Origin of the sequence: Paenibacillus rhizolycopersici (genome assembly GCF_014947195.2) — a bacterium.
In the GTDB taxonomy this organism is placed as follows: Bacteria; Bacillota; Bacilli; order Paenibacillales; family Paenibacillaceae; genus Fontibacillus; species Fontibacillus rhizolycopersici.
Window position 1 is genome coordinate 283,573 of record NZ_JADCNN020000004.1, and the last position, 22,351, is coordinate 305,923.

22 protein-coding genes are annotated in these 22,351 nt (G+C 53.1%); 7 read left to right on the forward strand and 15 right to left on the reverse strand.

What is annotated here, in order from left to right; all coding sequences use genetic code 11:
- Window positions 1-4 precede the first annotated feature (4 nt).
- The gene (locus IM700_RS06720) at window positions 5-1,288 is read left to right on the forward strand and encodes an MFS transporter (protein ID WP_193415010.1); all 1,284 of its coding nucleotides are present in this window, start codon (window positions 5-7) and stop codon (window positions 1,286-1,288) included.
- On the opposite strand, the gene IM700_RS06725 is transcribed toward IM700_RS06720, so the two are convergent.
- From IM700_RS06725 to IM700_RS06750, 6 genes are all read right to left on the reverse strand, one after another.
- Entirely contained in the window at window positions 1,280-2,095 is an 816-nt protein-coding gene (locus IM700_RS06725; protein WP_155605062.1) for a Cof-type HAD-IIB family hydrolase, read from the reverse strand. The two genes, IM700_RS06720 and IM700_RS06725, sit on opposite strands and share 9 nt — an antisense overlap.
- Window positions 2,096-2,607: 512 nt before the next feature.
- On the reverse strand, window positions 2,608-3,381 hold the full coding sequence (locus IM700_RS06730) for a pseudouridine synthase (protein ID WP_193415009.1): 774 nt from the start codon (window positions 3,379-3,381) through the stop codon (window positions 2,608-2,610).
- A 1-nt stretch (window position 3,382) separates the two neighbouring features.
- Window positions 3,383-4,924, reverse strand: a complete 1,542-nt coding sequence (locus IM700_RS06735; RefSeq protein WP_193415008.1) for an RsmB/NOP family class I SAM-dependent RNA methyltransferase — start codon at window positions 4,922-4,924, stop codon at window positions 3,383-3,385.
- A 94-nt stretch (window positions 4,925-5,018) separates the two neighbouring features.
- Window positions 5,019-5,501, reverse strand: coding sequence for a DUF309 domain-containing protein (locus tag IM700_RS06740; RefSeq protein ID WP_193415007.1), 483 nt, complete (start codon window positions 5,499-5,501; stop codon window positions 5,019-5,021).
- On the reverse strand, window positions 5,491-6,306 hold the full coding sequence (yjbM, locus tag IM700_RS06745) for a GTP diphosphokinase (RefSeq protein WP_193415006.1): 816 nt from the start codon (window positions 6,304-6,306) through the stop codon (window positions 5,491-5,493). Before yjbM ends, IM700_RS06740 begins: the two co-directional genes overlap by 11 nt.
- 49 nt (window positions 6,307-6,355) lie before the next feature.
- Window positions 6,356-7,450 carry a quinone-dependent dihydroorotate dehydrogenase gene (locus IM700_RS06750; RefSeq protein WP_193415005.1) on the reverse strand — a complete coding sequence of 365 codons (1,095 nt, stop codon included), beginning with the start codon at window positions 7,448-7,450 and terminating at the stop codon, window positions 6,356-6,358.
- 196 nt (window positions 7,451-7,646) lie between these two features.
- Between IM700_RS06750 and IM700_RS23360 the strand changes: the two genes are divergently transcribed.
- Window positions 7,647-7,778, forward strand: a complete 132-nt coding sequence (locus tag IM700_RS23360) for a hypothetical protein (RefSeq protein WP_272491417.1) — start codon at window positions 7,647-7,649, stop codon at window positions 7,776-7,778.
- 1 nt (window position 7,779) lies between these two features.
- On the opposite strand, the gene IM700_RS06755 is transcribed toward IM700_RS23360, so the two are convergent.
- A complete protein-coding gene (locus tag IM700_RS06755) occupies window positions 7,780-9,219 on the reverse strand; it encodes a L,D-transpeptidase family protein (protein WP_193415004.1) in 1,440 nt (479 codons plus the stop codon).
- Between the two features lie 378 nt (window positions 9,220-9,597).
- On the opposite strand from IM700_RS06755, the gene IM700_RS06760 reads away from it, so the two are divergent.
- Window positions 9,598-10,506 (forward strand): transposase, encoded by a 909-nt coding sequence (locus IM700_RS06760; RefSeq protein WP_193415003.1) that lies wholly within the window; start codon window positions 9,598-9,600, stop codon window positions 10,504-10,506.
- Between the two features lie 400 nt (window positions 10,507-10,906).
- Here the strand turns inward: IM700_RS06760 and IM700_RS06765 are convergent, their stop codons facing one another.
- From IM700_RS06765 to IM700_RS06775, 3 genes are all read right to left on the reverse strand, one after another.
- The gene (locus IM700_RS06765; protein WP_155605055.1) at window positions 10,907-11,647 is read right to left on the reverse strand and encodes a Bax inhibitor-1/YccA family protein; all 741 of its coding nucleotides are present in this window, start codon (window positions 11,645-11,647) and stop codon (window positions 10,907-10,909) included.
- Between the two features lie 141 nt (window positions 11,648-11,788).
- Window positions 11,789-12,031, reverse strand: coding sequence for a ferredoxin (locus IM700_RS06770; protein ID WP_155605054.1), 243 nt, complete (start codon window positions 12,029-12,031; stop codon window positions 11,789-11,791).
- 138 nt (window positions 12,032-12,169) lie between these two features.
- Window positions 12,170-13,486: a DNA polymerase IV gene (locus IM700_RS06775; RefSeq protein WP_193415002.1), complete on the reverse strand. Its 1,317-nt coding sequence runs from the start codon at window positions 13,484-13,486 to the stop codon at window positions 12,170-12,172.
- 199 nt (window positions 13,487-13,685) lie between these two features.
- Between IM700_RS06775 and cimA the strand changes: the two genes are divergently transcribed.
- The gene (gene cimA / locus IM700_RS06780; RefSeq protein WP_193415001.1) at window positions 13,686-15,305 is read left to right on the forward strand and encodes a citramalate synthase; all 1,620 of its coding nucleotides are present in this window, start codon (window positions 13,686-13,688) and stop codon (window positions 15,303-15,305) included.
- Window positions 15,306-15,376: 71 nt separating this feature from the next.
- On the opposite strand, the gene IM700_RS06785 is transcribed toward cimA, so the two are convergent.
- Window positions 15,377-15,955, reverse strand: a complete 579-nt coding sequence (locus tag IM700_RS06785) for a TlpA family protein disulfide reductase (protein WP_193415000.1) — start codon at window positions 15,953-15,955, stop codon at window positions 15,377-15,379.
- A 141-nt stretch (window positions 15,956-16,096) separates the two neighbouring features.
- On the opposite strand from IM700_RS06785, the gene IM700_RS06790 reads away from it, so the two are divergent.
- Window positions 16,097-16,561 carry a M67 family metallopeptidase gene (locus IM700_RS06790; protein WP_193414999.1) on the forward strand — a complete coding sequence of 155 codons (465 nt, stop codon included), beginning with the start codon at window positions 16,097-16,099 and terminating at the stop codon, window positions 16,559-16,561.
- A gap of 23 nt (window positions 16,562-16,584) precedes the next feature.
- On the opposite strand, the gene IM700_RS06795 is transcribed toward IM700_RS06790, so the two are convergent.
- From IM700_RS06795 to IM700_RS06805, 3 genes are read right to left on the reverse strand one after another with little or no spacing between them, the layout of a single operon-like run.
- Window positions 16,585-17,322 carry an exonuclease domain-containing protein gene (locus IM700_RS06795; protein WP_193414998.1) on the reverse strand — a complete coding sequence of 246 codons (738 nt, stop codon included), beginning with the start codon at window positions 17,320-17,322 and terminating at the stop codon, window positions 16,585-16,587.
- The gene (locus IM700_RS06800; protein WP_193414997.1) at window positions 17,319-18,410 is read right to left on the reverse strand and encodes a DUF294 nucleotidyltransferase-like domain-containing protein; all 1,092 of its coding nucleotides are present in this window, start codon (window positions 18,408-18,410) and stop codon (window positions 17,319-17,321) included. The genes IM700_RS06795 and IM700_RS06800 overlap by 4 nt, the downstream gene beginning before the upstream one ends.
- A 25-nt stretch (window positions 18,411-18,435) precedes the next feature.
- Complete coding sequence (locus IM700_RS06805; RefSeq protein ID WP_155605047.1) at window positions 18,436-19,836, reverse strand: ammonium transporter; 1,401 nt, start codon at window positions 19,834-19,836, stop codon at window positions 18,436-18,438.
- Between the two features lie 276 nt (window positions 19,837-20,112).
- Here IM700_RS06805 and IM700_RS06810 point away from each other — a divergent pair, with 276 nt between their 5' ends.
- Together IM700_RS06810 and IM700_RS06815 are read left to right on the forward strand one after the other, a co-directional pair.
- Window positions 20,113-20,553 carry a helix-turn-helix domain-containing protein gene (locus IM700_RS06810; protein ID WP_193415369.1) on the forward strand — a complete coding sequence of 147 codons (441 nt, stop codon included), beginning with the start codon at window positions 20,113-20,115 and terminating at the stop codon, window positions 20,551-20,553.
- 63 nt (window positions 20,554-20,616) lie between these two features.
- A complete protein-coding gene (locus IM700_RS06815; protein WP_155605045.1) occupies window positions 20,617-21,297 on the forward strand; it encodes a zinc metallopeptidase in 681 nt (226 codons plus the stop codon).
- 108 nt (window positions 21,298-21,405) lie between these two features.
- Here IM700_RS06815 and IM700_RS06820 read toward each other — a convergent pair whose 3' ends face one another.
- Entirely contained in the window at window positions 21,406-22,317 is a 912-nt protein-coding gene (locus IM700_RS06820; RefSeq protein ID WP_193414996.1) for a LysR family transcriptional regulator, read from the reverse strand.
- Between the last annotated feature and the right edge of the window lie 34 nt (window positions 22,318-22,351).

A 22,351-nucleotide genomic window follows, 5' to 3' on the forward strand; every position in this document is an offset into this window, starting at 1 on the left:
TCCCATGAATTCCTTACGAATCCTACGCCAGGAACCCTCTTACCGCCGTCTGTTTGCAGCCGGACTGGTCAACGGCATCGGCGACCGGTTCAGCCAAGTGGCCGTCCTCGGCTTGCTATTATCGCTGACCGGCTCAGGCCTAGCCGTCGGCATCACCTTTGCGGTCCGCCTGTTTCCATACCTCGTCTTCGGACCGCTCGGCGGACTGCTCGCCGACCGTTTCTCCAAGAATACGATCATGATCTTCACCGATGTCATTCGTTTGTTTTTTGCGCTGACCCCGCTACTGGTCCGCAATCCTGGGGATATCTGGATCATCTATGTCAGCGCGTTTGCCTTGTCCGCAGGGGAGGCCATTTACGCCCCAGCCCGCATGTCGCTGATCCCCCGGCTTGTACGCCAAGATCACCTGCTGGCGGTGAATAGCCTGGAACAGGCTATGGTCGGTTTCGTGCTCATCGGTGGATCTGTCACGGGGGGTATCCTTGCTGCCGTAGTGGGCGGACAGGTGTCTTTCGTACTCAACGCGTTGTCCTTCCTGATCTCCGGCTTGCTGCTCCTCCGCCTTGATCCCGCCAAGCGGTCGGCAGCCGCAGAGATCAATTCCGGCGAGCTAATATACACGCCGACGCCAGCGCCGACGCTCGGGCCCCGCCAAACTGCTGTACTTCGACGGTTGCTCACTCAATCCTTCTTTTTGCGGATCATGTTGATCGCGTTCGCCGTTTGGCCGATTGGGGACGGGATATTTAACGTACTGATTAGCGTATATGCCGCCGAAGTTTTCCATATGGGAGATATCGGCATCGGATTACTCTATGGAGCGCTGGGTGCCGGGATGCTGGTCGGCTCCGGACTCACCGGCAGAATGGCCCGCTATATGCGGACGGCCGCTGTCCTGACCGTGTTGATTGAAGGGGTTTTCCAAGTGATGATCAGCCAATCGCCTTCGTTTCTCCTGCTCATTTTGCTGTTAGCCTTATCGGCAGTCACCACTAGCGTGGGCAACGCCTGCAACGAAACGGTTCTGATGCAGTTGATTCCAACCGAATGGCAGGGACGGTTCTTCGGCGGATTGGCCACCTTGCAAAATACCTTGATGGGTATCGCCATGCTCGCCGCCGGTTTCTTGCTTGAAGTGGTAACGCCTAGAACTTTGGGGCTCGTCGGAGGATTGTTCCTCGTTTTGCTCGGTCTCAGTGTAAGCCTCGGCTGGCTGCTGCACCGTCCGAGAACATTTGAGCACTCCCTGTCCGATACCGAGAAGAAGACCACCCTCTCACCCTGATGGGACATCTCCTAGAACATACTTTACCAGCGCTTGCCTCACGCCTTCCTCGTTGTTCGAGGCGGTCACGGCATTGGCCGCCGCTTTCACATCCAGCGGAGAATTGTCCATAGCTACGCCTAACCCGGCATAGGTGAGCATCGTTAAGTCATTATAATAATTGCCGATCGCCATGACGTTTTCGGCAGGGATTCCGCGCTTTTCTGCCAGCTTCTGCAGGGCTGCCCCTTTGGAAGCTTCTTTATGCATTAAATCGATGAAAAAGTCGCCGCTGCGCAGCATATTGAATTCCTGTGTCCATTGGCTCCAATCCGAGTACACGCGGTCCAGCTGATCCATCTCGCCGGCGACAGTGAATTTCACGATCGGTTCGCTGAAATCGGCCCAACCCGGCATATCTTCCGGTTCCATCAGAAATTTGTGGTACATGTCCAGCGCTTCCTTCGTGAGCCCTGCCGCATTTTCCACATACAGCGCAAAGGTGGTATTGACGTCAAAATGAACGTGATTCTTTCGGCAGTACTCCATATACGGCTCAAGTCCATGCGGATTCAACGCGAATTCGTGGACGATCTCCTCGGTCCGCACATCCACCGTGGCTGCCCCGTTATGGCTAATCACATAGCCCTCCAACCCAAGCTCGCGCATATAGGGAATCGAGCTCCGCGGAGCCCGGCCGGTGCATAACACGAACTCCGTGCCTTGCCCCGCGATGGCTCGAATCGTCTCGATCGTTCCCGGGGTCAACACGTGGTCGTCGGTGAGCAGCGTGCCGTCTACATCTAATGCGATCAGTTTGTATTTCATGTGTGGTCTCCTTTCTTGACTCAACCCTCCCCATCCCTCCCTTACCGTAAGGGAGGGGGCCCGAGGGCCTGCTGCCCTCTGGTCTCCCGCAAAGGGGAGGAACGTGGGAGTGCATGAGGTGCTCCTGCACGCTCTCCCCTGCGGGGATTCGCTTAAGTTGGCTCGTGGAACGCTTTTCCCCCTTCGGGTACGTCTTACTTTAGGCGTTCCCGCAACCTGGTAAACCGTGCTGCTCATCCCTACTTCTGTCGGCTCACCTGTGCAGGCAAACGTGCTACAAGCCGCTTGTCGCCCTACGGGCACGCTCTACTTCGGGCGCGCCTGCATGGCGGTGACTGCAACGTTCAGCCTATATCCTTCAACTTCGTGCTGTTAAGGCGCTCTCCCTTCGGGAATCGCTCACTGTTGCACAAACCGCTGGTTAGTTGGAGCTACGGCGTGCTGCTTGGCTTCATGCCAGCAAACCCGGCGCTCTCCCTTCGGGAATCGCTCACTGTAGAGCGAATCGCTAGTTACCCTTTTGAAGCTCCGGTGCCTTTGTACGTGCGCAGCGACTCCAGCTCGGAGTCGGTCAGCTCGCGGAAGGCGCCGAGCGGCAGAGACTCATCGAGAAGGAGAGGCCCCATCGACAGGCGCTTCAGGTATGTGACCCGGGAACCGACGGACTCGAACATCCGCTTGACCTGGTGGAATTTCCCCTCCGAGATGGTCAGTTGGATGCGGGAGATGCGGGTTCCGTCCGCTTCGGCTCCGTGTTCCAGCACCTCTAGCTCGGCGGGTAAGGTGACGTAGCCATCGTCGAGCTCCACGCCCTCCCGGAAGCTCGCGGCTTCCGCATCGCCCACATGGCCGAGGACGACAGCCTCGTACGTTTTGGGTACATGCTTGCGGGGGGATAACAGGTCATGGGCCAGTTGACCATCGTTAGTCAGCAGCAGTAGGCCCTCTGTATCTTTGTCCAGTCGCCCGACGGGGAAAGGCGAGAATACTTGAAAATCCATCGGGAGCAAATCGAGTACGGTTTTCTCCCGCCGATCCTCAGTAGCTGAGATGACACCGGGCGGTTTATGAAGCATCAAGTAGACAAACTCCCGATAAAAAATCCGCTCCCCGTCCAGCTCCACCACATCCGTTCCAGGATCGCACTGGATGCCGCTGTCCTTAACGACCGCTCCGTTGATCGCGACTCGGCCTTGTTTGACGTATTTTTTGATTTCCGATCGGGTTCCATAACCGAGATTTCCCAGAATTTTATCCAACCGTTGCGTTTTCTTGCCGGCACTCATCTTACGTCCACCTCCACCCGGCGGGATATTCGTTCTTCAGCATTCCATCCTGCCATTTGCCCCAACCCAGCGAATAGCCGTCGACCGTGATCAGCACGTATCCTTTGGGGCTAGCGTTCTCCGAGCATTGAATCCTCGCCGCTTCCACCTGCAGGGTTTCTCCCTTCAGATAGCGAATTGCCTCGCCGTCTGAAGCGGACAAATCCAGCACCCTCACCGCTTCCGATGGAGACAGTGCTGTGGCCAAGGGCTGCCCTGGTATAAGGCGCCCATTTTTCACGCTCCCGACGTACCAGCCAGGCCGGACAACCTTCAACCCGTCCAGACGCTCCTTGGTAAGCGGAGACAGGTAGACGTTGCCCCCAAAAAGCAGAGGTTCCCCCGGTAGTTCCGCCTCATTGAGATGCTCCCGGGAAAAAGCCCGCCAGCTCTCTAACAACTCCCTCTCGTCTACGCCTTTGGCATCGCGCCCAGTTCCCTGGCGGCCCCGGTGGCCTTGACGGGATTCCCGTTTACTGCGGGATTCCCCCTCCCATTCCGAGGGGGCATTACCCAATCCTATGGTTTCCTCCTGGGGTTGTCCTTCCCCTTGTCGCTCCAGCACGGCGAGAAAATGTCCCTCACCCTCCACCTTATGCGGCCAAAGTCGGCCGCACATGGCAGTTTGCGCAGCGACTTCCGCCGGATATATCCGGCCTTCCTCTCGCTTGGCTAGCCATTCCAGCCACTCCGGACGTCCAGGGGAGATCCGGGGATCCCACTTGAGCGGTACGACCTTAAACTCTGGATGCTCCAACAGGAAATCCGCGATCGTCGCCTCGTTCTCTTCCGGCGCAAACGTGCAGGTGGAGTATACCATTCTCCCGCCCGGCGCCAACAGAGCCGCCGCTGCCTTCAAGATATCCCGTTGCATGCCGGCATACTTCCGAATCCATTCCGGTTCCCATAGCCGGGCCATATCCTCGTCTTTCCGGAACATCCCTTCCCCCGAGCAAGGTGCATCGATCAGAATTTTATCGAAAAAATTCGGGAACGCACGTGCGATTCGCTCCGGTGTCTCGCCGAGCACGACCGCGTTACGTACGCCGTACAGCTCGATATTTTTAGCCAAGGCTTTGGTCCGTTCCGCGTTAATATCATTGGTTACAAGCATGCCGCTTCCGCGCAGCTTGGCCGCGATTTGCGTTGACTTTCCTCCCGGGGCCGCACAGAGGTCGAGCACTCGCTCCCCGCGAGCCACCTCCAACAGCTCCACCGGCGCCATAGCGCTTGGCTCTTGGATGTAGTAGAGCCCGGCGTGATAATACGGATGTTTGCCCGGCTTCGTTTGCTCATCGACATAGTACCCCGTTTGACACCAGGGAATCGGCCGCAATTCGAACGGCACCGCTTCCCTGAAGGCCTCGGAATCAATTTTTAGCGTATTGACGCGGACCCCCGCAAACCGCGGATTGTCGTAAGAGGCACGGAAAGCCGCATATTCTTCTTCTCCCAACAGCTCCTGCATGCGCTCCAAAAATTCTTCTGGTGGTTGTACCGCCATGCCTGTCCCATCCATTCTTCGTTTCAGTCATTTTGCTTCGTACCGCAAAACGCCCGTCTCCCCTACAATGGGGGACGGGCCGATATCAGCCTTGTCAACGCGCTTTCCTTTGATCCAACTTTTGCTGCCTTTCCTCATGCTTCTCACCGCGCTGCGGTGTACGCCGCTGCGGAATATTCGGGGCGATGTTCTCCGATCCCACTTCCACCATGCGGACCAGTTCCGAATCTAACAAACGGATCGTCAGATCGTAAAAGGCAAAATCCCGCTTCCCCTCATCTGCTAGCTCTCTGATGTACGCCTCCGTCTCCCGCAGCAGCTTGCCAAGGTCGATGCCAAGCGACTGTTCCGGATACGGAGACAGCTGTTCTAAGGCCGAAAGCAGCATTTTCCGCCCCCCGGACAAATTGCCGCGCCGGGCATGGAACAAACCGACAGCGATCTGAAGCAACCCTTTGTACAGCGGGTCATGTCCCCGCGCCAACCAAAGCTCCTCGAGCACCTCATGGCACTCGAAGTAATCGCGGTCTCGGTTGAAGTAAACGAGGTACGCCACAAACTGCGGCTCATAGCTCATCCCCGGGCTCCTCTACTTTTTTGTGCTGCTTGATGAGGCCTTTCACTTCGCCCATCAGTAGCTTCATCCCTTCGAAATCCTTCGTTTCCCACAGCCGGTTGAACCGCTCCTGCGCGTCAATCGCTTCGGACACAAGATGGTAAAAATACAACTGATGAATCGACGCAAGTACCGAGGAGACGATGTTGGAGTCGTCCTCGAAGCTCTTCTGCGCAACCAAAATCTCCTCGCGGATGCTGGACATTTCGTTATCGAGTACGAAGGCGGCTTCCGCGGCCTTTTTGAGCCGGCCCCGCATCTCCTCGGGCAGGCTCTCGCGATACTTGTAGTTCAACGAATGCTCGATGGTAGCCCAGAAATTCATCGCCAGCGTGCGAATCTGGATTTCGGCTAGCACCTGCTTCTGGCCAAGCGCGGTTTGTACCGGATATTCCACGATCATATGAAAGCTGCGATACCCGCTTTCTTTATAGTTGGTAATGTAGTCCTTCTCGTAAAGGACCTTAAGATCCTTGCGCATCCGAATGTACTCCGCCACCCGGCGGATATCTTCTACGAACTGACACATGATCCGGATGCCGGCGATATCTTCAATCCCGGTCTCCAGATCTTCCAGAGCCACGTTGTACCGCTTCGCCTTGTCTAGAATGCTGGATATTTTCTTGACCCTTCCGGTCACGAATTCGATTGGCGCATACTCTTCAAGTTTCTTCAGTTCGGAGCGCATCGTCTTGAATTTGACCTTTAGCTCCTCAACGGCTTGTTCATATGGAAGCAAAAATGTTCCCCAATCTCTACTGTCCATCCTTATGCCTCCTGTCTTCTATCCCCCCGGCTTGGCTTCAGCCGGCCGCTTATCGGTGGTCCGCCCCAACCGCCTCGGAAATATGGCGATAGCCGTCCCGCCGCAGCAGTTCCCGCAGTCCACGGTGCAGCTTGCGGTTAATCTCCGGGCCTTCGTAAATCAGCGCGGTGTAGATTTCAACCAAGCTGGCACCTGCCTTGATCTTGGCGTAGGCATCGTCCGCCGTGAAAATTCCGCCCGAGCCAATGATCGGCAATCGCCCGCCCGTTTGCCGATAGACCCGAGAAATGATCTCCGTCGATCGCATACCAAGCGGCTTGCCGCTCAGGCCTCCCGTTTCCTGGGCGTTCTTATGCGTAATCCCCTCTCGGGACAACGTCGTATTCGTGGCGATAAGACCCGAAACACCACTGTTTTGGATCGTATCGACCATATATTCCAGCTCGTCAAAGCTGACGTCTGGTGCAATTTTGACCAGCACCGCCTTCGATTTACCGTGTCGCTCCGCCTCTTCCGCCATCCGGTCGATCACGGCGGTCAACAGCGTTGCCAGCTCGTTACCATGCTGCAATTTACGCAGGTCCGGCGTATTTGGTGAACTGATGTTTACGACGAAAAAATCAGCGTATTCGTATAATGCCGAAATGCATTTCTCATAATCGCGAAAAGCTTCTTCATTTGGCGTTGTTTTGTTCTTTCCAATATTGACGGCGACCGGAATCGGACGAAGCTTCAGCGCCTGCAAGCGCTCTGCCATCGCCTCCATCCCGCGGTTATTGAACCCCATCCGGTTGATCAGCGCCTCCTCGGGAGGCAGCCGGAACAACCGGGGACGATCGTTGCCGGGTTGCCCCAACGGCGTCACCGTGCCAACTTCCATAAATCCAAATCCGATCGCGGAAAAACCAGGCACCGCGTCAGCATTTTTATCAAGACCGGCGGCTAACCCCACCGGGGAAGGAAAATGAATACCGAATAAGTTCGGCGCCAGCTCCGGCGCCTCCGGCACGCCGTACATCCCGCGCAACATCGATGTCATTCCGGGAATAGCAGCGGCAGTATGTAATCCATTGATAACGAGATGATGGGCATCCTCCGGATCCATCCGGAAAAACACCGGTTTTCCCAATGCACGATACAACACGTTTCTCTGTTCACTCCGATCCGATGCTTTGCATGATTTTGCTATTATCAGTTTAGCCTTTTCCGTTGGAAAAGAAAAGTTAAACGGTGCGTGAACATAACAACAAGGTGATGGAATTTTATGATGAAAGCCGTTACAATAAGGGGGAATGCACCTCCATTATCGCTTCAGACTAGGTTAGAGAGGGGAAATATTCATGTCAACCAAACGCAAACCGCCTACATTCCAGCAAAAAAAGGACGAAGTCAACAAGAAAGCGCTCATCTGGTCGATTTCCATCGTAGCTGCGCTCGTCGTCGTGACTGCCGTCCTTCTGATCGTAACCTAAACTAGTCCAACCAATGGTATGTGCGGTGGGGATTGGTCTGATCCTGTCTATCGCCCAGGGCGAAACGCTCCGCCGGGACGTTTTTCAGCTTCGGTAAGATCCCCTTTCCAATCTCCACCTTCGTTCCCTTCGGGACGAGATCGAACAGCTCCTCCACGTCCTTCTTCCCCATGCGGATGCATCCCAGTGACTCATCCTTCCCGATGCTGTCCGGCTCATTTGTTCCGTGAATCGCGTAATTCGTATCCGACAGCTGCATGCCGCGGCTGCCAAACTCTCCGTTATCCCTTCCGTTCGGGTTCATCACTTTCTCGGAAATCGCAAATGTGCCCTCCGGTGTTTTGTCACCGCCCAAGCCAACCGGATAACTCCGAACTATCACATTCCCACTAACCACGGCCAGTACATGCGCTTGTGTATCGACGATAATCTCATATGGCTCGGCAAAATACGGCCGCTGCCCCGGAGCCATTCCCTCCGCGAGCACCGCTGTCTCATTTTCTTTTCCCGTCGCGGCGATACCTTTATTTTTCAGCTGCGCCAACAGCGGGCCGAACCCCTGCACCATGGTCGGATCAGTCCCCGCGATCCAATTGTCAGGATACGGCCCGGTTAGATCCTGCAGGCTGGAAGGCCAGGCTCCCTTGGCCTGCTTATAATGGGTCATCGCTGAGGCCAGCACGCCTAGCGATTCCTGCTGCGGAATCCACACCTTCGCGTGCTTCTGCAGCTCTGTTGGATCCGGCGGCGTACATTCGCAGGCCGCCGGATCATAGGCTTGGAGCGTCGTCCGACCGTCAGCCGGACTTTGCTCCAAGCCGAACACGACTGGCAGGTCGTCCGACCAGACCAGCCAGTCGCCAGCCCGCTCCATGCCAAGCGCCGCCGCATGGAGCGGGCTAAAATCGGTTTGCCGCTGCAGCGCGAGCAAACCGCCCACGGCCTCCGCCTGCGTCCCGACGGGATCGCCGGCGTAGCCGATGGCGGTGAACGCCGGCCCCGAGAAGGCCGGCGCCACCGGAGGCGCACCGCCCACCGCCTCATCCTCGGCGAGTGGCGGCACATCGGCCGGCGTCTCTCCGAGCTCGACGCCAGCTGACGCGGGCACGATCGCCGGCCGATTCCCCGGCGCATCGGCCGAGGGAATCCACATCAGCAGCGCGATCAACAGCGCCAGGCTGAACTTGCGTAGGAACCGGCTTCGTTTCTCCCGCCGGTGCGTCTCCTGCATCAGCCCTTCCTTGTAGCCGGACAGTACCTCTTCCGGAAGCGGGATTTTGCTGGATTCAAACGCTTCGTACACGTTGCCCGCCTGAATATAGCAATAGTGGGCTTTCCCCGCTTGCCCGTTCGATTCATATTCCTTGCCCAGTAAATACCAGGCCATTTTATTGTTAGGATGGTTTTCTACATATTTTTTAAGATAAGCTGAGTTTCCCATCAGTTCCTCCATGCCAGGTAGTCGAGAAATCACCATTATTTACTTATATCGGCAGAGAGATCAGGGATTCTAACCCATTATTCGCCAATTACGCATTTTTGCGACTTAATACCTAGCGTAGGTTTAGAAGCGGGTATACGGGATTAGAGGTTATGCGGGGCGATGCGAGGCGATGCGGGGCTACGTGCCTCTGATCGCCTCTTTGCACGATTATCCCCTTCGATCAGGACGTGGTGGTGGCGAGAAAAAGAGGCTAGAGAAACTTTGTAGATAAATGATTTTTTTGGAAGAATTTTGGTTGTATTAGGAACGTATGTTTGGTATAATCAAATTAACGAACGTATGTACGTATATTAATAATGAGGGAGGGAAGCCGACATGGAAGGTGGTCATCCGGAAACGATTCTGCCACCCCTGAACTGCTGCCGTTATACTAGTGAACAGGATTGTGTGGAGGCACTGATTGCATTGAAGTGGCCAAACGGGTACATCTGCCCACGCTGTGCTCACCCCCATTGCAGCCGTCTGACCACACGACGCATTCCTTTGTTCGAGTGCGGTAAATGCGCGTATCAAACGTCACCTCTGGTGGGTACGATTTTTGAAGGAACCCACCTGCCCTTATTAAAATGGTTCCAGGCAATGGAGTTGTTCTTGCTTCCCGACGGCATCTCGGCTATGCGGCTGAGCCGGGTGATCCACGTTACCTACAAGACCGCTTGGTTGATGCTGCACAAAATACGCCATGCCATCGGAGAGTTTGATACTCGTGAGTTGTTGAGTGGAGACGTAAAGGTAAATAGTGACCTGTACGGATTTGATCCGTCCCGCGGCCAGCTTTTATATTCTCGTTCCTCGGCAGTCGTGGCAGGATGTACAGTAACGGATGCAGGCGAGCCTGAGCATGTCAAAATCCAACTCGTCCCGCAAAATAGAAGAGAGATCCGTAGGGCAAACCGCCGCGAACTCGCCGCCTTCATCACTGAGAATGTGGAGATTCGTACATCGGAGATACAGTCGTTTCCTATTGCCTATCGGCTGTATACACCCTTGCGGAAAGTGGTAAGAGAGGCGTGGGGATCGCTGAGAAGTACCTATGTGGCCTTAGGACGGAAGTATCTGCAAGCGTACTTGAACGAGTACACTGTGCGTAGGCGTCTACGCTTGTCTGGAGGGAAAGCGACGATGTCGCATAAGTTGCTGTGTATTTGTGTGGCGATTCCAACCATTTCATACCATCAACTGATTGCGCGTATACCGAATCCGCCCCTTGTAGCTGCAGCTTAACATATATTACAGGATTTCTTGCAGTTCTCCAAAACCTGCTTCACTGTTCCGAGGCACTATTCTTGGATAATCCTGTCTTCTTTAATACTTATTTTTCTCACATAACTTTTCTCGCCCGCCTAATTTTCTGAGTATCTGAGGCGCTCTGTTTCACTCTGCATTTCTGCATTTCTGCTTTCTATATTTCTGCTTTCTATATTTCTGCTTTCTGCTTTTGTACCTCTCTGCCCTTCTGCTTTCTGCCTTTCTACCTTTCTACCTTCTGTATTTCTGCATCTCTGTTTCTCTTTACTTTTTCTGCCTGATCAAACGGGATAATGGTGCAAAGAGAGAGGACAGGGTAGTACGAGTTAGGCTACCGCCCTCCCCCATACCATCCTGTCCTCAAGTTAAATTATTCTTAATCGCGGCTTGCCAACTTCGCCAACAGGCGGACGAGTTCCAGATACAACCATACCAACGTCACCATCAAGCCAAAGGCGCCGTACCATTCCATATATTTCGGAGCGCCCCGCTGGGCACCGTTTTCGATAAAATCAAAGTCCAGCACCAAATTCAGCGCCGCGATAACCACGATTACCAGCGAAATACCGATGCCAATCCAATCGTTACTGTGCAGATACGGGATGTTAATGCCGAAGAATCCGAGGATAAAGCTAGCTAAATACACCAACGCAACCCCCGCGGTTGCCGCAAACACACCCAACTTGAAATTCTCCGTGGCTTTGATTAAACGCGTTTTGTAAGCCAAGAGTAACGCCAAGAATACGGCCATCGTCAACAAAGCAGCCTGAAGAATAATGCCGTTGTACAGCGTTTCGTAGGTCGCGGATATTGCGCCAAGGAACATTCCTTCCGCTATCGCATAAAGAGGAACCAGATAGGGCGACGTCCGGGGCACAAAGCTAACGATCAGAGCCAGGATCATGCCGATAATCGCACCGGCTACCGCCATGCCGCCCACGCTATAGCCGTCAAAATAAAGCATCCACGTGCTGAACGCACTACCTAGAAGGATAATCAGCGTGATAAACGCCTTGTTAACCGTACCTTCAATCGTCATTTGCTGCATCCCGGAGTACGAGTCCGGACGATCAAAGGATGAATCGCGAAGAGTAGGATTTCCGCTTCTACCGATCAAGGAATAACCACCTCGTTTGATGAATTTGTATTCAGTATTCATTCCTATGATCATATCACATTCTACTCCCAAGAAGAATAAAAAAAGAACGCCCCCGCCGAAATCGGCGTAGGGCGTTCCTTGAACCAGTTATTCCAAGGTTTAACCTTCTTTATTAAACGGCTCATCCGCAATTTTGATGGAATCCGTCGGGCAGCCGTCGCAAGCGTCCTGGAGATCGTCGTGCAAATCATCCGGAATCTCCGTTACCCCGCGATTGCCGTCTTCGCCGTAAATCACTTCGGCCAAACCCTCATCGTCATAATCGTAGATATCCGGTGCTGTCGCGCCGCAAGCGCCACAAGCGATGCAAGTGTCTTTCTCAACCCAAGTATATTTCGCCATCTCTTATCTGCCTCCTGAATAAACGGTACGAGTCCGGTGCGTTTTATATCACCATGACCAATATAATATAAATAGTTTGCAATTTCAATGCGTTTTCCGTATTATACCAATTCCAAAAGGTGATCATTCCTTGATCGTTCATTCCTCGATCGAACGAGGGCCGTCCGCATTTTCGTCACGCTCCTCGCGAAGGAAATCCGTCTGCAGCGAAGTCCCGCGAATCCGATGATTACGGATCAACGCCGACGGATCGTCAGTCAGCATGCCAGCGGTCAGAACTGCGTCTTCACCAAACTTGTCCCTTAGCATATCCATCGTACGGGTTAGCGACTCTTTTTTGGGCTGGCGTTCGTAATCGAACAAATCCAACTGCAACGCAGACTCCTCTTTGGGAACCAAATTTTGCAATGTAATCCCAAGCAGTCGTACCGGCTTGTCTTCGCTCCAATGGCGACGATACAATTCACAAGCTTCACGGTATATCTCCTCTGCCTGCTCGGTTACTGTACCCAGACTCTGCGAGCGGGTGATCGTCTTCATGTCCGGGGTGCGGATCGTAATCTGAATCGTTTGCGCCATCAGATTCTGTCGACGTAACCGACGCGCCACCTGGTCGGCGACGTTCAACAACACTCGCTGCACGTCCTCCATCCGGCTAATATCGCGCGGAAGCGTAGTCGTATGACCGATCGACTTGTTTTTTTCACGTTCATCATTAACCGGCGAATCGTCGATTCCGTTCGCCGCCCGCTTCATCCAGGATCCAGCCACTCCAAATCGTTCGATGAGCTTTCGTTCCTCGGCGGCCGCTAGCTGGCCAATCGTATAGATCCGCATCGACTTTAGTTTATCCGCGGTCTTCCGGCCGATGCCAAACAAGTCGCTGCACGGTTTATCCCAAAGTAACTTCGACACATCACGTATACGCAGAACGGTAATGCCGTTCGGTTTTTTCATATCCGAAGCCATTTTGGCTAGCAGCTTATTCGGGGCAATGCCAATCGAGCAGGGAAGGCCTAGCTCGTGCCGAATCCGCTGCTGGATTTCGTTTGCGATCTCGAGCGGGGTACCAAATTGTTTGGAGCCGGAGATATCCAGATAACATTCGTCGATGGAGACAGCCTGGAGCAGCGGCGTGTATTCATATGCGATATCCATGAACGCCCTGGAATATTTGCGATAGAGGTGGAAGTCCGGCTGGATAACAATAAGCTCGGGGCACTTCTTCAGCCCTTGGCTGACGGTCATCCCTGTCGACACTCCTAATTTGCGTGCGGTATACGAGCAGGTGACGATCACGCCCTTTCGCAATTCCACGCTTCCGGCCACCGCTGTGGGTTGGTTCCGATATTTGTCGGGCTCTTCCGCCTCATGAACCGAGCAATAAAAAGCGTTCATATCGACATGCAAAACGACTCTTCCCCGGGCAGGGTAAAAATCAGCAGTATCTCTCACTTTCTTCCCCTCATTTATCATACGTTACTCCTAAGTTCAGCATACCCGTCCCCGGAAAGACGGTCAATATCGGCACTAACCATTTTCTCAAAAAAGCGTGTTACATTTAAAATGTAAGTGTTATAATTATTAATTAAAAACCAAACACACGGTGAGAGCTAACCACCCTCATACATTGCCAAAGGGGGATACTTCGATCATGTCAAAGCCAATATCCATCTTCGACACCACCTTGCGCGACGGTACTCAAGGCGAGGGCATCAGCCTGTCGGCGGACGACAAGCTGAAGATCGCCAGAAAGCTGGACCAGCTTGGGGTTCATTACATTGAAGGTGGAATTCCGGGCAGCAACGGGAAAGACATTGAATTTTTCAAGCGGGTCAAGGAACTGAACTTGCAGGCCAAGATCACCGCTTTTGGCAGCACGCGTCGAAAAGACAGCCTAGCTGAACACGACGCTAACCTTCACCGGATGGTGGAAGCCGGTGTTCAGGCGGCGACCCTGGTCGGAAAATCGTGGGATTTTCATGTACACACCGCCCTGCAGACGACATTGGAAGAGAACCTCGCCATGATCTTCGATTCCATCGCTTATTTGAAGCAGAAGGGGCTTGAGGTTGTTTTTGACGCTGAGCATTTCTTTGACGGGTATAAAAATAACCCTGATTACGCTCTCGCCGTCATGCGCAAAGCGGAAGAAGCCGGCGCCGACTGGTTGGTGATGTGCGATACGAACGGCGGCACGATGCCGCATGAGGTGTTCGATATCGTCAGCACGTTGTCCGGAGCGATCTCCGGCTCAAAATTGGGGATCCATACCCATAACGATTGCGAGCTAGCTGTTGCCAACTCGATCAGCGCCGTCCGCGCCGGAGCTACGCAAATTCAGGGTACGATGAACGGATACGGCGAGCGTTGCGGCAATGCCAACCTTTGCTCGATCATACCAAATCTACAACTCAAGCTTGGTTACGATGTGCTCGAGGCGGACCGGTTGAAGCAACTCACCAACACCGCCCGCTATATCAGCGAGATTGCCAACGTGCATATGCAGGTCAATCAGCCCTACGTCGGAAACGCCGCGTTCGCTCACAAAGGCGGCATCCATGTCTCCGCGATCCTTCGCGATTCGCGAACGTACGAACACATCGCTCCCGAGCTCGTGGGCAACCGTCAGCGTGTGCTCGTCTCCGAATTGGCGGGACAAAGCAACATCCTATCCAAAGCGCAGGAGATGGGCATCGATTTCGATCCGGAAAACGAGAACACCAAGCAGGTCATCGCCAAGATCAAAGATTTGGAGCATCAAGGATATCAATTCGAAGGCGCGGACGCTTCTCTCGAATTGTTGTTGCGCCAAGCTAACGGTGATTTAAAGGAACTATTCATCTTCGAATCGTTTAAGATGCTGGTAGAGAAAACTGCCGACCGGCCAGTCGTATCCGAAGCTTTCGTCAAGCTGAAGATTGACGGGGCTAGCATCTACACCGCGGCGGAAGGCAACGGTCCGGTTAACGCGCTGGACAATGCGCTCCGTAAAGCGCTGATCACGTATTACCCGGGCTTGAAAGACATGCACCTATCCGACTATAAGGTTCGTGTACTCGACGACAAAGACGCCACCGCTTCGAAAGTGCGCGTACTGATCGAGTCCCAGGATTTCCACAATTCCTGGAATACCGTCGGCGTCTCGAGCAACGTGATCGAAGCCAGCTGGGAAGCGCTCGTAGACAGTATTCGTTATGCTTTGCTGGGGCAAACCAAACGCGAGGGTTATGAAGAGATCCCTTCCGCCGGTCGGGGATTAGTCAACCACTAATACCAACAAACGCCATATTCATAAGAAGGCCCGAACCACCGCTATTACTTGGTGATTCGGGCCTCTTCACGCTAAATCAAGTTTTTGATTTTGGCTTCCAGTTCTTCCGGTGGAATGACCCCAACGATAACATCGCGTATGACACCCTGTTCGTCGATCAATACGTTGGTCGGGAAGGCGATACCGTTAAACATCCGATAAGCCTCTTCTTTTTCATCCAACAGCACCGGGAAGGTATAACCATATTCCTTAACGAAAGCCTTCGCCTCATCCAGCTTATCGTATAGCGTGACATTAACGGCATAAATATCCAGGGAGTCTTTATATTTCTCAGCCAGCGCCTTCAACTCAGGAGCTTCTTCCTTACACGGATCACACCAGGAAGCCCAGAAGTTCAGCAACAGCACTTTGTCCCGCTTGCCTCCAACTTCGTATGTTTTCCCATCCAGTCCCGGCAAGGAAAAGGCCGGCGCAGCCGTCCCAGGCTTAGGTGCCCCCTCCGCCGCCATAGCACTGAGGGAAGGTTCCTTCTCACTTCCCTTGGAGTCGCCGCTCAGGCTCGAAAACCAGCCGTCCTGTCCCCCACGATCTAGCAAGGCGATCGCCAGCAACACCAATAGCGCAGCCAATATCCATCGATTACGATTCATCGTATGTCCGTCCTTTTATGCCCTCAATTGTTTTAAGATTACGTTTACCGTAAATATTGTACCCTTTTTTAACGATTTGTTACAATGGAGCGTGAAAAAGGTGAACCTTTGAAACTTAATTCATGGACAGGAGTTCGCAAAATGAATCAGTTCTGGATGTTGCCAGCGAAAATTCGGGACGAAATGCTACGAGATGGGCTACAGCGGCACCCCGAGGAGGCTTGCGGCCTCCTGTTCGGTACGTTTGACGGCCGCCAAGGAACAATCCAACGTTACCTTTCCGTCGCCAATCACTCCAAGACTCCGCAGCACGCTTTTGAGCTCGATCCGGCCGTGTGGGTCCGAAGTTGCTTTGATCCGCAATTGATCGGGCTTTACCATACCCACCCCAGCTCACCACCACTGCCATCGCCGGAGGATCTGCGTCAACTGCCCATCTTCGCTGCCCAAATTCGCCTCTACCTGATTGGGGGCAGGGTTTCCTTCGCAAACGATAAGCCGCCCAGCGGACCGGACGGCTTCAGGATTCAAGCTTATGGGATCGATTCGAACGGCACGGGGTATACCCTTTTGCCCGTACATCAGGAAAATCAGAATGGTGAATAAGTACAAGCCGATAAGAGGTTACGTTACGTTTTACTCAAAAAAGTATACAGATCACCTAAGGTTAAGACGTTTTGTTCTCTCAACCGGTCGATTAACGCGATCCAAAGACGAGCGGTCATTTTGGAATCCTCCAATGCGTGATGACGCTGGGTAACCGGGATCCCATATACAGCCAGCCATTCGTCCAGCCCTCCCGAGATGCGGCGCTCCGGTTCCAGCTTGCGGGCAATCATCATCGTATCCAGCACCCGGTGCCCGAGATGGGCTTTAGTTGTTTTCCATAACGCCACGTCCAGGAAGGCTTTATCATGTGCACTCCCGTGCGCGACGAGCACCCGGTCATCAACAAAAGCCATGAATTCACGCAGCGCCTCCAGCAAAGTGGGGGCAGATTGGGTCATCTCCGGCGTAATTCCGGTTAACTCGATAATCCGTTCGGGAATTTGGCAAACCGGTTTAGCGAGGGAATAATACACTTCTTCGCTGATGCGCTCCCCCTCCACCTTAACCGCCCCAAAGGACAAAATTTCATCACCGTAATGGTAATGAAATCCTGTCGTCTCCAAATCGAAGACTGCCGTTTTTAATTCGCTCAGCGGAACGTGAAGCGTCTCGGGACGACGCTGCCCTTTGGTCAAAGAACGAACGAATGCGATTTGCTGCGCGCTGGGCGCGCCAAGCATCGAGGCGATCCTTGGCGACACTCCGCCGCCCTTGAAGGCATCCCAAAAACCACCGTTTCCCTTCATCGGTTCTTTCATAACCATTTCCTTTCCGCATACCGGTGCTGCCTTTGGAGAGTGCGGTACATGACCTTGACCGTGCTAAGTGATTCCCGCAGTTCGCGCCGGAGCTCTTTCTGTTTTAACATCTCTTGAGGCAAATAATGGGTTCCTGTCAGCAACCCGTTGTCCGTTTCCGGGGGAACAAGGGACCTAAGCCTCACCGCCGTCTCAAACGCCCGACTACAGGATTCCAGCCAACGGGTAGGAACCGCCTCAAGCTGAACCAGCTGAGAAATGCGTTCCCAAGTTGACGAGGATTCGACCCCATATTGCAAAGCCAAATAACGAACGGCATTAACAATCGGAATGTACAAGCCGTACTTGACGTCAAAATCACCGGCATGCTCGCCGCTCTGTTCCGTTATCACCTGACCCAGAATATTTAATGCTGCTTTGTGACGGACGGTATTTCGCAGGATCGCTGCCACGACATCGCGATCGTTACCTTGATCTTCTTCCATGACGGTCTTCATCTTTTTGCGCAAAGCGGCTGTCAGCGCCGCATCACCGTATACATGGCGCAAATCAGCGGCAATCATCAAATAGCGAACTTGTTCCCAGGCTAGAATATTTCGCCACTCTAGCAACTGTCTCTCCCACGAAACTAGGTTGCCTCGCCATAACTTATTAGACAACATGACGCTGCCAGGGCACGGAGGATAGCCGACCTGCTCAAGAATCGCTGAAAGCTTGTGGCTGAATCGTTCAAAATAGAGCTCCAACTGCTCTACGTCGCCCTCCCCGTAGATCAATCCGTTATCCTGGTCGCTCCATAAAGTCGGTTCCGCTCGACCAGCGCTTCCAAAAGCAATAAAGGCATAATGCGAAGGAGGAGGGCCGTAGCCCTCCCGGATCATCTCTTCTTCGCAGCATCGGCAAGCTTGGGTCATGACAGCATCATGCAGGTCCGAGACCTCCCGGTTCCATGCTTGAATCGGCATCGATGTCAGCTTGCCGTATAAGCGGTCCTGCTCATCGACTCGGGCCGCCTTTAGCATAGCGGGAGTCGCAGCGGACCGGATCGCGTTCAAGCTTGCGTTGTTCATGGCCGTGTCATGACTCATGGCCCCCAACTTCCTTTCCTCTCTCTTATTCGGCAGGAATGCCGGACGAAGTATTCTTGTTCAGCAAGTTCATTTGTTCTGGATAACCGTAAGTGCCATGCTCGCTGATATCCAGACCCATTGTTTCTTCTTCCTCCGTGACACGTAGCCCAGTCGTCCACTTCATGATCCCTAAGACTAAGAAGGAAACAACCAGTACGAAGGCGAAAGTACCGATCACCCCAAGCAGCTGTACGCCTAATTGTCCGAAGCCGCCGCCATAGAACAAGCCAGCTTTGCCTACGCCCGTCTTCTCAGCCAATTCCGGCGTTGCGAACAAACCGGTGGAAATCGCACCCCATACCCCGGCGATCCCGTGTACGGAGAAAGCGTAAATCGGATCATCCAACCCAGCGCGTTCAAACCATCTTGCCGTAAAGAAGGTCAAAATCCCGGCAACCGCACCGATGATAATGGAAGCCCAAGCGTCAACGAAAGCACAAGAACCGGTAATTGCTACAAGAGCGGCCAGCACGCCGTTCAGCATGCTCGGAATATCCGATTTGCCCATTACCGCCCAGGAAATGAGCAGTGCGGCAACCGCACCGGCGGCTGCGGCCAGATTGGTTGTCATCAGGACATAACCAAAGAATCCATCGTTCAAAGGAGTTAATGCGCTGCCCGGGTTGAAACCGAACCAGCCGATCCACAGGATAATGACGCCGAGTACCGTCAACACTTGGTTATGGCCAGGAATGTTGTTCGGTTTCCCATCTTTATTGTATTTACCCAGACGTGGTTTAAGCAGAATAGTTGCTGCAAGAGCCGCTGTAGCACCGGTTAAGTGAACGACCGTCGAACCGGCGTAATCTTGCATCCCCAGATTACCAAGCCAACCGCCGCCCCATACCCAGTGAGCTACGATCGGATAAATCAGGACAATGAAGATCGTACCGAAGATGATATAAACGCTAAGTTTGGCGCGTTCCGCCATCCCGCCGCAAGCGATCGCGAGCGATACAGCCGCAAACGCCATTTGGAACAAGAACATCAAATTGAGCGGTACACCAATTTCGGAGAATACGCTAAAGGAACCGATATCCCCTTCGCCGCCGAACAGGAATCCGGTCGTACCCAGGAAGCTGTTCCCGTCGCCGAAAGCGAAACCGAAGCCAAGCAGCCACCAAGCAAGAACGGATATTCCCAGAGTAAGGACCGTTTTGCCGGCTACGTGCCCGGCGTTCTTCATCCGAACGGTACCTGCTTCAAGTAAAGCGAAGCCGGCTTGCATAAAGAACACCAGCATGGCTGCGACGAATACGAAAAGCGAATTCAGGCCCAGCTCCAGAACCGGGGCAGTAACCTCTCCCTCCGCTGCGAATGCCGAGACCGGAAAAGCAAATGACGCGAGAAAAATGAGTCCACCATAAAGCCACTTCTTCTTCATCTTTAACACTCCCCTAATGTTAAGTTTCCTTACACAAAATGAATTGTTAAAGTGATTATAAGACGAAAGGCGCAGGAATGACAATAGTTTTTTGAAAAAAAATAGATTTACTACATACTTCCTAACATATTATGTTAGGTTTATGGTTATATCGTCTTATAGTTACTGATAAAAATAAAGCATAACGTTTGACTGTATGCTTGTTGTTAAGTATCATGAGGATAAATAAAATAAATATAGAAGCAATCTTTTGGATATGTCGGAAGAGGTGATGGAATTGGAGTAAATAAACTGTACCGGATCGGAGAATTGGCTAAAGCCGCCGACGTCAGTGAGCGGACGATCGATTATTACACGAAACTAGGGCTGATCTCCCCGGAGAAGCGTACCCAGACCAACTATCGTTTATACAGTGCTGAAACCTTGACCAGGCTTGAACGTATTAATCAAATGAAACAGGAGAAATATACGTTGGAAGAGATCCGCGAGAAGCTGGACCAATGGAACCGGGTGACTCACGAGGTACAAGTGACCGAGAAGTTGAGTTCGCTGGAGCTCCATATGCAGCAGTTGGAACGCGAGGTCAAGGAGCTGGAGCCGCTCATTTCCAGCTTACAGCCGAATCAGGCCAAACGCGCATTCGCGAATTTGTTACCGCAAAGCTTAGCCTGTATGGAAGCGATCCGGCTGTTAATGAACCACGGGCCTTTTTCCTAACCTATATTTCTAATCAACCTCTGTTTGCATCCTTGACAACTAAATCATATGGAGGAATGATTCATGTATTCAGACGTGATGCTTATCCCGATTCTGATCGCATTTGGGCTCTCGCTATGGGCGCAGTTTCGGGTCAAAGGCACTTTTAACAAATGGGCAAAAGTTTCAAACCTTTATGGTTTAACTGGTCACGACGCAGCAAGACGTATGCTCGACGCCAACGGCCTCTATGATGTCCCGATCGAGCCGGTACGCGGTGCCCTGACAGACCACTATGATCCAATTCACCGTGTAGTCCGGTTGTCAGAGCCGGTATACTACGAGAGTTCCATATCCGCCGTCGCCGTCGCCTGTCACGAAGTCGGACACGCAATTCAGCACAAGCAGAAATACCCCATGCTGGTGCTTCGCCATCGGATGTTCCCGCTGGTGAACTTCGCTTCCGGAGTTGCCCCCTTCCTGCTGTTGGCCGGTTTCCTCTTTGGCGCGCTGAACTTGATCGGACTCGGGATTATCTTCTTCTCCGCCGCCGTCTTGTTCCAGATCGTCACCCTGCCGGTCGAATTTAACGCCAGCAGCCGGGCTCGAAAGGTGATGCTCGAGCAGGGCTTTATCTCTCCGAATGAATCGCGCGGAGTCGGCAAAGTGTTAAACGCCGCGGCTTTAACTTATGTAGCTGCCGCTTTGATCTCCATTCTGGAATTGCTTCGCTACATTCTGATTTTCACGAGTAACCGCGACTAATCGACTTCACGTAACAAAGGCTGCACGGTTTCCGAGCCCATCGGCTCGGAATCGTGCAGCCTTTTTTTGTTTTCAGCCGATTCAGCAAACGTTTACATAACAATCCATTCACGGATTTGGCAGCGTATCGACCTGAAGGCCAAAGTATTCCAGCAGGAACATCCGGAACGATTGCGCCACAAGCGGCAGCTTCTCGTCGGCACGGTGAATCAATCCGATCGTGCGCGTCACCTTCGGTTCGGAGATCCGTACGCGGATCGGCTGGAGCGTAAAGCTTTGAAACAACGCCATCTCCGGCAACAAGCTAACGCCCATGCCGGCGGCAACCAATCCTCTTATCGTATCGGTTTCTTCGCCTTCGAAAGCGATTTTCGGCGTAAAACCGGCCTCCAGACAGGCATGCCAAACAATCGGTCGCAGCGAATAGCCCTTGCTGAACAAAATGAACTTCTCATCCTTGAGTTGGCTTAGCTTGATGCTTTGCTCGCCAGCCAATGGATGCCCCGGCGGAAGAATGCCTACCAAATCCTCCGTCAACACCACATTGCCGGTGACTTGATCATGATTTTCTGGAAATGGAGAGATAAAAGCTAAATCAATTTCCCCGGATACGACATCGCGAATTAATGTAGGATAAGTGCCTTGTCTAAAACGAAACTTCACATTGGGATACAGCTTGCGGAACTCCGCCACTACGCTGGGAATCATATGAATCCCCAGACTGTTCGGGAATCCTAAACGGATTTCCCCCTGCTCCGGATCAAGAAATTCGTGCACCTCGCTCACGGCCCGGTCGAGATCCTTAAGAATCATCTCCACTCGGCTGCAGAACAGTTGCCCAACGGCGGTGAGATGGAGATTCCTGCCCTTCTGCATAAACAAATTAACGCCAAGCTCCTGCTCGAGCTGGTGAATTTGCCGGCTTACCGCCGATTGGGCGACGTGCAGCTCCTCGGCAGCCTGAGTCACGTGCTCTTTTCTCGCCACTTTCACAAAATACTGCAGTTGTCTTAATTCCACGAATCTGATCGCTCCATTTCGCATGTGCTCGAAC